General features: G+C 31.7%; 13 protein-coding genes and 1 pseudogene. 9 read left to right on the top strand and 5 right to left on the bottom strand.

What is annotated here, in order from left to right:
• Positions 1–3: 3 nt before the first annotated feature.
• The 7 genes from HFD15_RS05225 (at position 4) to HFD15_RS05195 (ending at position 7,241) form a co-directional block, all read left to right on the top strand.
• A complete protein-coding gene (locus tag HFD15_RS05225) occupies positions 4–891 on the top strand; it encodes a capsular polysaccharide synthesis protein (RefSeq protein WP_118263589.1) in 888 nt (295 codons plus the stop codon).
• 71 nt (positions 892–962) lie between these two features.
• On the top strand, positions 963–2,066 hold the full coding sequence (locus HFD15_RS05220) for a glycosyltransferase (RefSeq protein WP_167593278.1): 1,104 nt from the start codon (positions 963–965) through the stop codon (positions 2,064–2,066).
• A 1-nt stretch (position 2,067) separates the two neighbouring features.
• Positions 2,068–3,213, top strand: coding sequence for a hypothetical protein (locus HFD15_RS05215; protein ID WP_167593280.1), 1,146 nt, complete (start codon positions 2,068–2,070; stop codon positions 3,211–3,213).
• Positions 3,210–4,622, top strand: coding sequence for a lipopolysaccharide biosynthesis protein (locus tag HFD15_RS05210; protein ID WP_167593282.1), 1,413 nt, complete (start codon positions 3,210–3,212; stop codon positions 4,620–4,622). The genes HFD15_RS05215 and HFD15_RS05210 overlap by 4 nt, the downstream gene beginning before the upstream one ends.
• A gap of 6 nt (positions 4,623–4,628) precedes the next feature.
• The gene (locus HFD15_RS05205; RefSeq protein ID WP_167593284.1) at positions 4,629–5,150 is read left to right on the top strand and encodes a DapH/DapD/GlmU-related protein; all 522 of its coding nucleotides are present in this window, start codon (positions 4,629–4,631) and stop codon (positions 5,148–5,150) included.
• Entirely contained in the window at positions 5,151–6,317 is a 1,167-nt protein-coding gene (locus HFD15_RS05200) for a nucleotide sugar dehydrogenase (RefSeq protein ID WP_167593286.1), read from the top strand.
• Between the two features lie 21 nt (positions 6,318–6,338).
• On the top strand, positions 6,339–7,241 hold the full coding sequence (locus tag HFD15_RS05195; RefSeq protein WP_167593287.1) for a phosphodiester glycosidase family protein: 903 nt from the start codon (positions 6,339–6,341) through the stop codon (positions 7,239–7,241).
• Between the two features lie 22 nt (positions 7,242–7,263).
• Here HFD15_RS05195 and HFD15_RS05190 read toward each other — a convergent pair whose 3' ends face one another.
• Entirely contained in the window at positions 7,264–8,166 is a 903-nt protein-coding gene (locus HFD15_RS05190) for an LCP family protein (RefSeq protein WP_167593289.1), read from the bottom strand.
• Between the two features lie 101 nt (positions 8,167–8,267).
• On the opposite strand from HFD15_RS05190, the pseudogene HFD15_RS05185 reads away from it, so the two are divergent.
• A pseudogene (locus HFD15_RS05185) lies at positions 8,268–8,461 on the top strand (hypothetical protein); the annotation flags it as partial.
• A 418-nt stretch (positions 8,462–8,879) separates the two neighbouring features.
• Here HFD15_RS05185 and rpmG read toward each other — a convergent pair.
• Both rpmG and rpmF read right to left on the bottom strand, forming a co-directional pair.
• Positions 8,880–9,029, bottom strand: a complete 150-nt coding sequence (gene rpmG / locus HFD15_RS05180; RefSeq protein ID WP_003132258.1) for a 50S ribosomal protein L33 — start codon at positions 9,027–9,029, stop codon at positions 8,880–8,882.
• A gap of 29 nt (positions 9,030–9,058) precedes the next feature.
• Positions 9,059–9,232: a 50S ribosomal protein L32 gene (gene rpmF, locus HFD15_RS05175; protein WP_010905107.1), complete on the bottom strand. Its 174-nt coding sequence runs from the start codon at positions 9,230–9,232 to the stop codon at positions 9,059–9,061.
• A 363-nt stretch (positions 9,233–9,595) separates the two neighbouring features.
• Between rpmF and HFD15_RS05170 the strand changes: the two genes are divergently transcribed.
• Positions 9,596–11,377, top strand: coding sequence for a heavy metal translocating P-type ATPase (locus HFD15_RS05170; protein ID WP_058208206.1), 1,782 nt, complete (start codon positions 9,596–9,598; stop codon positions 11,375–11,377).
• A 50-nt stretch (positions 11,378–11,427) separates the two neighbouring features.
• Here HFD15_RS05170 and HFD15_RS05165 read toward each other — a convergent pair whose 3' ends face one another.
• Together HFD15_RS05165 and HFD15_RS05160 are read right to left on the bottom strand one after the other, a co-directional pair.
• Complete coding sequence (locus HFD15_RS05165) at positions 11,428–12,213, bottom strand: ParB/RepB/Spo0J family partition protein (protein WP_058208207.1); 786 nt, start codon at positions 12,211–12,213, stop codon at positions 11,428–11,430.
• A gap of 54 nt (positions 12,214–12,267) precedes the next feature.
• Complete coding sequence (locus HFD15_RS05160) at positions 12,268–13,527, bottom strand: replication-associated recombination protein A (protein WP_010905110.1); 1,260 nt, start codon at positions 13,525–13,527, stop codon at positions 12,268–12,270.
• Position 13,528: the final 1 nt, after the last annotated feature.

Here is a 13,528-nt window from a genome sequence, read left to right as displayed (position 1 = left end):
AAAATGAAAAAAAAAATATTTTTTATATATCTAAATTTTTTTGATAAGTTTAGAAGATTAATCAATTCTAGTTATATCAATCAAATTTTTCATAATTCTGTGATTAATTATCTAGAAAAAAACTTTAAAGAAGTTATTTTAAAATATACTAATACACATCAAAAAAATAGTCAGGAATTAAATAAAAATGTATGGTTGATGTGGTGGCAAGGAGAAGAAAATGCTCCAGATTTAGTAAAAAAGTGTATTCAAAGCGTAAGAGATAACCTTGGAAATGTAACTATAATAAGTAAAGAAAATTATCGAGATTACGTTGATATTCCCGAAATAATTATAAGTAAACAAAAATCTGGGATAATAGGCATGGCTAATTTTTCTGATATTATGAGATTCAATTTATTGTCGAATCATGGAGGACTTTGGATTGATGCGACTATCTTCTTAAAGGATTATAATCCAGATTTGGAACTCAGTAATCCTTATTATACAATTAAGGGAAATGATTATTTCAATAATAAGTATGTCCCTAAAGGTCGTTGGAGAGGTTTTTTTCAGTACGGTCAAAAAGATTTATTGCTTTTTAAATTTAGTGTAGAGTTTTTTAATGAATATTGGAAAGTTGAAAAAAAGTTAATAAATTTCTTTTTAATTGATTATATTTTAGAAATTGCTTATAGAAATAATATAGGTGATTTTAAAAATATAAATGATAGAATTACTATGAATAATCCTGGAATCTATGATTTAGATAAAAAGTTATTAGGTTGTGATATTATACTTGATTTTGAAAAAACTCATGTATTTAAACTAAATATAAAACACCATTATGAAAATAAAGATAATAGTTCTTCAAATTATAAAAAATTTATAGAAAGCACCTTGTTTTCGTAGGAAATTTAATTTCTTAGATAAAAGGGGAAGAATTAAAGTTTATTTTTTATAATCTGGAAAGGGAGTGAATAATGGAAACTATTTTTGTACTTGATAAATTGGATATAGGAGGGTTGCAAAGAGTAAATACTAGTGTTGCAAACGAATTAGGAAAGCATCTATCGGTAAAGATTTATAGTTTGCAGAATTCTAAAAATGAGATGGAAACTAGTGTTCCAGTTGTTTATGGCGAATCTGGCAACTTAGAGCACCGATTTGTCCAAATGTTAAAAGCACTAAATTCTATATATAGATTAACTTCTTCTAAAAATAGTTTACTTGTTATAAAATATCAAGTTAAAAAATTAATAAATTATATTAAACTACATGATGTTAGCACGGTTGTTCTAAGTGGACCAAGTATATTGTTTGTCTCTGAAATAAAAAAAAAAATACCAGATTTACAATGTATTTTGTGGATGCATAGTACGTATGAAGTATATACTGAAAAGTACTTTATAGCATCAAAAATTCAGTTTACCTCATCTATAGTAAAAGCTGATAAAATTGTATGCTTAACAAGAGAGGATAAAAGTAAGTATTCTAATTTCAATATAAATACAACTTATATAAATAATCCGAATATTATTTACAATGATGGCGAATCTTCAAGTCTTAATAATAAGGTAATTTCTTTTGTGGGTAGTTTAAACATAGAAGCAAAAGGTTTAGATTATTTGATCGAAATCTCGAAACATATTCCAGATGACTGGGTAATTAAAGTTGCAGGAGAAGGAAAAGACCAAAAAGTTCTCGAAAGATTAAAAGTAAATAATGTTATATTTGTAGGTGGATTATCCGGAAAAGATTTAGAAAAGCACTATTTAAATTCTTCTATTTTTATTTCTACAAGTCGATGGGAGGGATTCGGACTCGTAATTATTGAAGCTATGAGTTTTGGAATTCCTATAGTTGCCTTTAATACCACGGGCTCTAGAGAAATATTGTTAGATAGTAAATTTGGAATTTTAGTAGAGAATGGAAATACAGATCAAATGATAGCTGAATTACAAAAATTAATAATATCCATTGATTTAAGAAAAAAATACTCAAAAAAATCTCTGGAAAGATCAAAAGATTTTGAAATAGACAATATTATTAATCAATGGATTAGTTTAATAAAGGATGTTTGTTAATTTGAAAAAAATAGAAATTCTAACAGCTTTACAGAATATGTCAATTTTCTTCATGTTTTTATATACCTTATTGAGACTTTTTGACATATCTACTCTAACTTTAGTAATAAATATATCTAGCTCTGAACAATATGCAATGATCGGATTAATTATTTGTTTATTTAGTATGAAAGTATTAAACAAGGAAGATATACGAGGAATATTGCTTGGGTGTTTAATTGTATTCTTTTTTTTAATAAGTAATTTTAATGGGCAGACCAACTTTTTAACAATTATATTAATTGCCTTAGGACTCAGTAATCGAAACATAAAAATATATGTTAAAGCAATTTATTATGCAACTATAGTAGGAATTTCAATGATTCTACTATTAAGATTTACTGGAATTATTCCTGATATGCTGGGACTATCTCCACGCGGGAGTATAAGGTATTCTTTGGGGTTCTTATCTGATAGAGGTATCTCTGATAATTACTTTTATTTTTGTCAATTATTTATTTTTTTGAAATATGATAAATTAAAAAAATACTGGTTAATTATTTTATTAATTCCCATGCTTATTCTATATAAAGTTAATGATGCAAGAGCAACTTTAATATTATTAATTCTGATGTTTCTAATGGTATTGATAGCTAAATCAAATAATACTGGTAAAACAACCACCATCTTGTATTGTTTAACGAATATAACATACATAACCTCTGCTTCTTTAACGATATTATCATCCATATTATATGATAACCTTTCTAATTTCTGGGTATCTTTAGACAATTTATCTAGTGGTAGGCTTCACTTATCTCAATTTTTCATGATAGCTTTCCCACCGCGAATGTTAGGTCAAAAGTTGCCTCTAGGTCTAGACTCAAGTTCATTATGGCTAAACTATAATAAAAATTATTTGATGCTTGATAGCGGATATATGACTATGTTAATTGAAGCTGGTATTTTGATTTTTATTATAATGACATTTTTAATTCTATTTACATTTAAAAAACTAAAGGACTCTAGGGATAATATTTCTTTAATTTTTTGGATTATTATGGGACTAAATATGATTCAAACAAGGCCGCTAAATCCAACATCACTTCAAGTGTTACAGATTTCAAAAGTATTTTCAAAAAATAATGTCCGAGGAGAGAGTCGTTGAAAAAAGGTTTTACATATACTGCTATTGGTAAATACAGCAACTATTTAATTCAATTAGTAGTCCAAATGGTTTTAAGTAGGTTACTAACTCCTAAAGAATTTGGAGTTGTTGCTATTATGCAAGTATTTATTGTTTTTTTTGCACTAATGGTTGAAGCCGGTATGGGACCCGCAATAATTCAAAATAAAACTTTAACTTATCAAGATAATAATATTTTATTTAACTTTTCGGCAATATTTACTGTAATAGTTTCAATAGTTTTTGGATTTTTTGGGTTTTTCTTATCTTCATTTTATAACAATTCTATATTCATCCAATTAACTTGGCTACAGTCATTATCAATAATGTTTGATGGTTTAAATATAGTTCCGACGGCATTACTTTATAAGAATAAAAAATTTAAAATATTAAATTTTAATGTTGTAATTGCTAACTTTATTTCAGGTGCCTTAGGAGTTGCCCTTGCATTTTATGGATTTGGAGTGTATTCACTTATATGGTATGCAATCTGTACATCTTTACTAAAATTTACTCTGAATATGTTTTTTACCAACGTTTCATTTGTTAGAGAATTGAATTTAGTAGCAATGAAAAAGATTTGGAGCTTCTCAAAAAATCAATTTTTCTTTAATTTTATTAATTATTTTTCGAGAAATTCCGATAATATTCTCATAGGAAAATTTATGGGAGAAACGGCAATAGCTAATTATAGTAAATCTTATCAATTATTAACAATGCCGAGTAGTTTATTATTAGGAATAATTTCGCCAGTATTGCAGCCAATCCTATCTGAATATCAGGATGATGTAATATATATTAGAAAAATATCTTATAAATTAGTACATTTTCTAGTTTTAATTAGCTTACCACTATCGGTATTCTTAAGCTTTACTGCACAACCAATAATCTTTATTTTATTTGGAAATCAATGGGGAAATGCTGTCTTACCTTTCAGAGTATTATCCTTAACTATATGGAGTCAAATTGCTGTAGCAAGCTTTGGCGGAATAATTGCTTCCAGAAACAAATCAGAAATACTAGTTATTAATGGTATACTTAATGCAATTATTACTGTCAGTTCAATTATAATCGGAATTATTTTTGGATCAATTAACAATGTATCTATATGTCTCACAATCGCATTTATTATAAATTTCTTTATAAGTTCATATATAATAATTAAGTATGTATTAGATGATCATATGAAAAATTATTATAAACTATTTTATTCTCCTATATTGCTATCTATTGTTGTTTCTATATTTTTGTGGGGAGTTAATATTTTTAATTATTCAAATGTATGGCTTTCATTTGCTATCAACTTAATAGTATTTATAGTTGTTTTTATAACTTACTTAGCTATAACAAAAGAAATAAATAATGTTTTAAAAATCTTTAGAAAGGAATAATTTAAAGTGAAGAAAATTCATATTGCTTTATATTATTTATTACTTCAGTATCTGCCTGTTGGTAAAAGTTATAATAGGTTTTCTAAAATATGGTGGATAATACGAGGTATTGCATGTAAAAAAATATTTAAATATTGTGGTAAAAATGTACATATACAACGCAAAGCCTATTTTGGAAGTGGAAAAGAGGTTGAAATTGGTGATAACTCAGGCCTGGGTATAAATTGTGAAATACCTAGTAATATCAAAATTGGTAAAAATGTATTGATGGGGCCAAATTGCGTAGTATTAAATGGGAACCATGAATTTAAAGATAATGATATTCCAATTATTGAACAGGGGATGCGTCCATCAAGAAGGACTATTATTGAAGATAATGTATGGATCGGTTATGGTGTAATAATAACCCCTGGACGTATATTAAAAAAAGGAACAATTGTAGCTGCTGGAGCAGTTGTTACTAAAGACTTTCCTGAGTTTTCAATAATTGGCGGGAATCCAGCAAAAATTATAAGAATGAGGAAATAAATGAAAATTGCAGTCGTTGGTACAGGATATGTAGGCCTATCGATCTCAGTGTTATTCGCAAAGCATCACGAAGTAGTTGCTTTAGATATCCTTGATGAAAAAGTAAAGTTAATTAATTCTAAAAAATCTCCTATTTTAGATAAAGAAATTGAATTATTCTTAGCAAGTAAAGAATTAAATTTACTTGCAACGACGGACACGGCCCAAGCGCTAGATGGAGCTGACTTTGTGGTCATTGCAACACCTACCAATTATGATGATGTCAAGAATTATTTTAATACGGATTCTGTAGAAATAGCAATTGAAGAAGTTTTAGAATTTAGTCCAAATGCTACGATTGTAATAAAATCAACTATTCCAGTTGGATTTGTCGAAAAAATGCGTGATAAATATAATGTTGATAACATCATCTTTTCCCCAGAATTTTTACGAGAAGGTCGAGCATTATATGACAATCTTCATCCATCTCGCATTGTTGTTGGTGATCAATCTAAGCAGGCATCTCAATTTGCTAAACTCTTATTAGAAGGAGCTGTTGAGAAAGATATTCCAGTTCTTTTTACAAATCCTACTGAAGCAGAGGCAATTAAGCTCTTTTCAAATACATATTTGGCTTTACGTGTAGCTTATTTTAATGAATTAGATACATATGCTGAAGTTCGTGGTTTAGATACAAAACAAATCATTGATGGCGTTGGGTTAGATCCACGAATCGGAACACACTATAATAATCCTTCATTTGGTTATGGGGGGTATTGCCTACCGAAAGATACCAAACAGCTTTTGGCTAACTACGACCAAGTTCCTGAGAAATTAATTGAGGCTGTTGTTGAATCAAATAGTACAAGAAAAGATCATATTGCAGATATGATCATTAAACGTTCTCCTAAAGTGGTGGGTATCTACCGCTTGACTATGAAGTCAAATTCTGATAATTTTAGATCAAGTTCAATTCAAGGAATTATGAAACGAATTAAGGGCAAGGGAATTGAAGTAGTCGTCTATGAGCCAACACTAAATGATACTCATTTCTACAATTCTCGGGTAGTTCATAATCTGGATGAGTTTAAAATGATTTCTGATGTGATTGTTTCAAATCGTTATACTAAAGAACTTGAGGATGTTAAAACTAAAGTTTATACGAGAGATTTATTTGGGCGTGACTAAACAATAATTTTGGAGGAAAAATTGGAACGAAAAAAAAAGAAAAAAAAGAATATTTGGGTTATAATTATACTTATCTTAATTTGTATTACCCTTATAGGAGCAGGGGTTTATGCCTTAAGAGATTCACTTATTCCTAATGATCATACGAAAACAAATAGTTCGGATCAACCGACCAAAACTTCGGCCTCTAATGGTTATGTAGAGAAAAAAGGTGAAGAAGCTGCTGTGGGTAGTATAGCACTTGTAGATGATACTGGTATACCAGAATGGGTTAAAGTTCCCTCAAAGGTAAATCTAGATAAATTTACTGATTTATCTACGAATAATATCACTATTTATCGAATTAACAATCCGGAAGTCTTAAAAACAGTTACCAATCGTACAGATCAACGGATGAAAATGTCAGAAGTTATAGCTAAGTATCCTAATGCTTTGATTATGAATGCTTCCGCATTTGATATGCAGACAGGACAAGTAGCTGGATTTCAAATTAATAATGGAAAGTTGATTCAAGACTGGAGTCCAGGTACAACGACTCAATATGCTTTTGTTATTAACAAAGATGGTTCGTGCAAAATTTATGATTCAAGTACACCTGCTTCAACTATTATTAAAAATGGAGGGCAACAAGCCTATGATTTTGGTACTGCGATTATCCGTGATGGTAAAATTCAACCAAGTGATGGCTCAGTAGATTGGAAGATCCATATTTTTATTGCGAATGATAAAGATAATAATCTCTATGCTATCTTGAGTGATACAAATGCAGGCTATGATAATATAATGAAATCAGTGTCAAATTTGAAGCTCCAAAATATGTTATTACTTGATAGTGGTGGCTCAAGTCAACTATCTGTCAATGGTAAAACGATTGTTGCTAGTCAAGATGATCGAGCCGTACCGGATTATATTGTAATGAAATAAAAAAAAGAACCTCTTGGTTCTTTTATTTTAGAGATTTTTCAAAAAGGGTTTTGACTGAGTCTAATTCTGTTTGAGAAACTACCTTAGCTCCATTTTCATCTGTTGTATGTAGATTGAGCTTGCTGGTATTCTTTAGAGCCTTATTGTAGCTCATAACGATCGTTTTAGCATCATTGAAACTTATATTGGTTTTAACAGTGTTTGAAAAAGCATAGAGAATTTCTCGATAGTAATTGAAACTTTCAAGTTTTTTCATATGAGCAATTTTTTGAATATTTCCGTAGAGTTCCATTGAGACATTTTGAATCCGAGTGATTGAAGCATCCAAATCAGTATCGTCAATTTGTGTCATATAGGCTTGGACTTGATCAGCAGTTTGTAAATTAACAGTTCCTTGTTTAAACTCATAACCTTCAGCATTGAACGCCTTTGGATTTTGCATGGTGATTCCACCAGTGGCCTGTACAAGTGATCCCATTTTATTAACATCGATCTGAATTACTTTGTTAATGGAAACATTCAATAGGTCTTTAACCATCTGGAAAATTCCATCATCTCCATTCGTATTGTAAACTTCAGTGATTGTTTTTTGATTAGGCATTGTCGCAAAAACTGGGAAGTTCATGAAAGTAGTTTGATTTGTCTTTACATTCGTTGAAGCTAAAACAGTAGCATAAGCTGAATTTTTAGAATTATTTTTACCAGTTGCAATGATAAGTGTGGTGAATGTTTTAGATTTTTTTAAGTCAATACTTGTTGTTTTAGGAAAATTTTCATATGATGTTGAAAAGGTTGATTCAACATTTCTATAAGCTGCGTAGGCTATAGAAGCAACAGCGATAATTACTAATACAAAAATAATTGAAATAACTTTTAGTACTGTGTGTTTTTTCTTACGATAATGACGCCTCTTTTTTTGATTCATGGTATCTCCATATACATATTATATACCTTAAATTATACCATATTTAATAACAAATTTAAATGTAAGAATAGTGATGTTATCCTTAAAGCTTAGAGTGTGTATTGTATAATTTAGACAAAGGACAAAATCATGCAAAAGAATTTAAAGAAACCTTTATCGACTTCTACCATTCTGGGCAATTCATCACTCAGCTTTCTAAAAAATACAACGTGACTCATTCAACGATTTATAAATCGATTGACCTCTAATGTCCAATGAAGAATCACTCTCAAAAGATGATGCTCTAGAATTTAAAATATGATATCTCAAATCCAATCAATTTTCAAAAGTAAACGCTTAAAAAAATATATTAGAATTGTACATTCTTGCTTATAAGAATTTGATTGAACGTCAATGAACCCTGTTGGTTAATTTTTTTTATAATTGAAGTAAAATAATACAGTTATTTTTTATTGGAAAATGAACTTATAATATTTTAAAATTTTTATAGTATCTGTTATTTTAAATACAAAATAAAAGTAGATAGAATTCTATCTACTTTTATAAGCATTTATTTACGCTGGACTCTTTCTTTTCTCCATTTTATATTTTCAAAAAAGGTTGCCAAAAAGGTTGCCATAAGATTTATTTTTAGTGAAATGTATTGAAAGTAAAAATCTTATAAAATCACTAAAAATCAAGGTTTTACAAGTCTATTGACGTGTAATGAAACCTTATTTAACCTCTTTAAAGATTACGTGTTTACGCAATTTTTTAGAGTATTTTTTAAGTTCCAATTTGTCTGGAGTGTTGCGTTTGTTCTTTTGAGTAAGGTACAGACGTTCACCAGATTCTTTGTGTTCAAGTGTAATATTTACGCGCATGATAGTCCCTTTCTATAACTTTTGTCGAATTATTTAGTGTCGCGAACTTTGCGGCCTTTGTAGTAGCCTTTAAGTGAAACGCGATGTGAGTGACGGTAGTCACCAGTAGTTTCGTCAAAAGTAACAGTTGGAGCTGTCAATTTGTAATGTGTACGACGACGGTTTTTCTTTGCTGATGAAGTGTGACGTGCAGGTACTGCCATTGTTTTTTTCCTCCGTAGAATTTTATCTCGTTCTTGCAAAGTGCAAAAACGTACTTTATTAGTATAGCATAAATTTTCAGAAATGCAAGTTTTGTAAAGTAAAATTACTTGACAAATTTTTGCAAACCTTTCTGTCAGTAAAATTTGAGTAAGCAAAAGTACTGACAAATATCTTTGACAACTAAAATGATAGGGCCTTTAGCGCAAATTTGATAAAATAGAAGTAACTTAACGGATAACTTAAAAATTTAAGCTCAGCTTCGAAAGAATCAAAGCGGCGTAAGGAGAAGACAATCAGGTCGTAAAAACTCCTCACAAAGCAGGGCAATGTTCTAGGACAATTAAATTTTTAAGGAGAAATGAATGAAGAACTGGAAAAAACTGATTCTTGTTTTTGTCATTGCAGGCGTGGCATTGATTGCTTACTTTGGCTTTAATCAGCCTTTTTTGGCACGCTTAATTGTTACAATTGCTGGGGGAGTCTTGGCTTTCTCAATGCTGATTGAAATGATTAAAACTTTACGGTCGGGCTCTTATGGTGTTGACTTATTGGCCATCACGGCCATTATTGCTACTTTACTAGTGGGCGAATATTGGGCCTCTTTGATTATTATTCTCATGCTTGTTGGAGGTGAGAGTTTAGAAGACTATGCAAATGGTCGAGCTCACCGAGCTTTAGCTGCTTTATTAGATAAGTCGCCTGATATTGCTCATGTGCAAAAAGGAGATAAGGTGGTCGATTTACCGATAGACCATGTGGAAGTCGGGAGTCATTTATTGGTTAGACCGATGGAAATTATTCCAATTGACGGGAAACTTATTTCTGAGGCAGTGGTACTTGATACAGCGTCATTGACGGGTGAAACCAAGCCGAATGAATTAGTAAAAGGTGATCCTGTTCTTTCGGGAGCTATCAATGGGAATTCTAGTATCCAGATTGAAACTACGGTGATAGCGGCAGAATCACAGTTTCAAAAGATTGTAGAACTGGTTAAAGAAACGGAGAAAACTCCAGCTCAGTTTGTACGTCTGGCTGATCGTTATGCTGTTCCTTTTACAATTATTGCCTATCTTATTGCAGCAGTTGCTTACTTTATTTCTGGTGACCCAGTACGAATTGCGGAAGTCCTAGTGGTTGCAAGCCCTTGTCCATTGATTCTGGCAGCTCCTATCGCGTTTGTTTCGGGAATGAGTCGCTCTAGTCAAAATGGAGCTTTAATCAAAAATGGAACAGTCATCGAAAAATTAGCAAAGGCTCGGGAAATATTTTTAGATAAAACAGGTACAATTACTGAGGGGACAATTAAGGTTGACAGCCTAAAACCAATAGAAACGGTAGATGAAGTAGAACTTTTACAGTTGGTTTACACGGTTGAAAAATCAAGTGGTCATATTTTGGCAAAAGCTGTTGTTGAATATGCTGAAAATAAAAAGGTTCAACCATTAAAATTGACCTCTTTAACTGAGGTTGCTGGACTTGGTGTGATTGGAGAAATCGAAGGTCAAGAAATTAAAATTGGGCGAAGTTCTTTTGCTTTTGCACCTGATAATCTCAACTATGAAACAGCATTTTACGTGAGTAAAGCAGGTAAATATATTGGGGCGGTCACATTCTCTGATACTTTAAGACCAGAAGCTAAAGAAACAATTGCTCAGATGAGAAAAATTGGTCTTGAAAAGATTACAATGTTGACGGGTGACAATCAACTTGTTGCTGATAAAATTGCGAGCACTGTTGGAATTGACAATGTTTATGCAGGTTTGATGCCAGATGAAAAATTAAAATTTATTAAAAATGCGACGAATAGACCAGTAATTATGGTTGGAGATGGAGTTAATGATGCTCCAGCTCTAGCCACAGCAGATGTTGGAATTTCGATTGGTGTGGGCTCAGGTACAGTTGCAAGTGAAGCGGCTGACATTGTTCTATTGCAAAATGACCTTAGGAAAGTGACGACATCTATTGAAATCAGTCGTGATACGTTAAAAATTGCTAAACAAGCGGTCATGATTGGGATTATCATTTGTATTATTTTGATGTTTATTGCAGCTCTGGGAGTGATTCCAGCTGTGATTGGAGCTTTGTTCCAAGAGATCATTGATGTTGTTTCAATTCTCTATGCGCTTCGGGCTTTAAGAGGATAAAAAAAATTTACTGACGGAATGCTTAAAAGTCCTCTGTCAGTAAATTTTTTTTATTTTTTTAGTAATTTTATTAGATGTTCCAGTTCATCAAGATTATCAAAGTGAATGGATAAATTCCCTTGATATTTTTTATTTGCTTGAATCTTAACCCTATTTCCCAATTTTTTCATCAGTTCTTTTTCAGTTTCGTCAGTAAAAAGATTGATATTTAATTTACTGACAGATTTGTCAGTAACTTTTTCTTCACCATAAATAATAGCTTCAAGTGCTCTGACATTGAGCTGCTCTTTAATTATTTTATCAACGAGCTCTAATTGCTTTTTAGGATTTTTTTCAGCTAAAAGTGTTCTAGCGTGAGCAGGTGAAATCTCTCGATTTTCAACATGCTTCAAAATTGTGTTAGGCAAACCAAGTAAACGAATAAGATTAGAGACATAAGACCTTGATTTTCCAAGGGACTTAGCGATTTGATCGTGGGTCATTCCCAATTTGTCAGCCAGTTGTGCCAAGCTTTTGGACTCTTCTAGTGGATTGAGATTTTCTCTCTGCAAATTTTCTAAAATTGAGAGAGTCATCATTTCTTCATCAGAATAGCTTCTAATAATTGCTGGTATAGTTTCTAAACCAGCTAATTTTGAAGCTTGAAACCGACGTTCACCTGCTAAAAGCTCATAGCCAACAAGTTTTGATTTACGAACGATTATGGGTTGTAAAACGCCATTTTCTTGGATAGAATTAGCCAATTCTTTTAATTTATCCTCATCAAAAACAAGACGAGGCTGGTAAGGGTTTTTTACAATTGTTGACAACTTAAGTTGAGTGATTTGTTCTACCATATTTTTCACTTTCTGTCAGTAAATTTTATTGTGCTCTATTTACTGACAGATTTGTCAGCTCCTCTTTTTTTGTTCATCAATCCATTCTTTACGACTGTGGAGTGCTTTTTCATATCTTCCCATATCATCAGGACGGAAATAATCAGCATTTTTAATTTTATCAGGTAAGTACTGTTGGTTTACCCAGTGATTAGGAAAATTATGAGCATATTGGTATTCTACAGACCTTCCTAAATCTTTTGCCCCAGCGTAATGGCCATCCTGTAAGTGTGGTGGTACAGCAAGATTTCCATATTTTCCTAAATCAGCAATGGCTTCATCCATCGCTAAATAAGCCGCATTTGATTTAGGGGATAAAGCCAAGTCAATAATGATATTGGCAAGGGGAATCCGTGCCTCAGGAAAACCGAGTTTTTCGGCTGCTGATAATGCTGAAACCGTATGAAGTGCGGCATCAGGATTTGCTAAACCAATATCTTCATAAGCCATAACGGTTAAGCGCCGGGCTAGACTCTGCAAATCTCCGCCCTCAATTAAACGAGCCGCATAGTGTAAACTTGCGTTGACATCAGAACCACGAATTGACTTTTGTAAAGCAGAAAGCAAGTCATAATGAGCATCGCCATCTTTATCAAAAGTTGCAGCTTTTCTTTGCAAAGAATTTTCCATATCATCTAAAGTGACATGATGTTCTTCTGAGGAAAGAACGGCTAATTCTAAGGCATTAAAAGTAGAACGTAAATCCCCATTAGTCGAATGAATTAAAAAGTAAAGTGCATCATCGTCAATGGTCACATCAAAATCAAATCCACGTTCTTTATCTTGTAAACTTAGGTTTACAGCAAATTCTAAATCTTCTGGTTCTAAAGGTTTTAATTCAAAAATCTGTACGCGAGAACGAATCGCTGGAACAACTGAAAAATAAGGGTTTTCGGTTGTTGCTCCAATTAAAATAATTTGTCCGTTTTCTAAAAGTGGTAAAAGAAAATCTTGTTTAGGTTTGTCTAGGCGATGAATTTCATCAAGTAATAAAACAAGCTGACCAGAAAATTCGGCTTCTGAGGCAATTTCTTGAAGTCTTTTTTTAGTGTCTGTCGTTGCATTAAATGTCCGAAATGCGACATTCATTGTTCCAGCAATCGCTGAAGCAATTGAAGTTTTACCAATGCCAGGAGGTCCGTAGAGAATCATACTTGAAAGAAGTTGAGTTTCGACCATTCGGCGAATGATTTTTCCTTTACCAACTAAATGTTTTTGTCCAACAATTTCATCAATATTTCTTGGTCTCATTCGTCTTGCAAGATTTTGTGCCATA

Source organism: Lactococcus sp. EKM203L (assembly GCF_011800585.1).
Taxonomy (GTDB): Bacteria; Bacillota; Bacilli; order Lactobacillales; family Streptococcaceae; genus Lactococcus; species Lactococcus lactis.
Note: the sequence above shows the minus strand (reverse complement) of the source record. Positions and strands in the feature narration are given on the sequence as shown.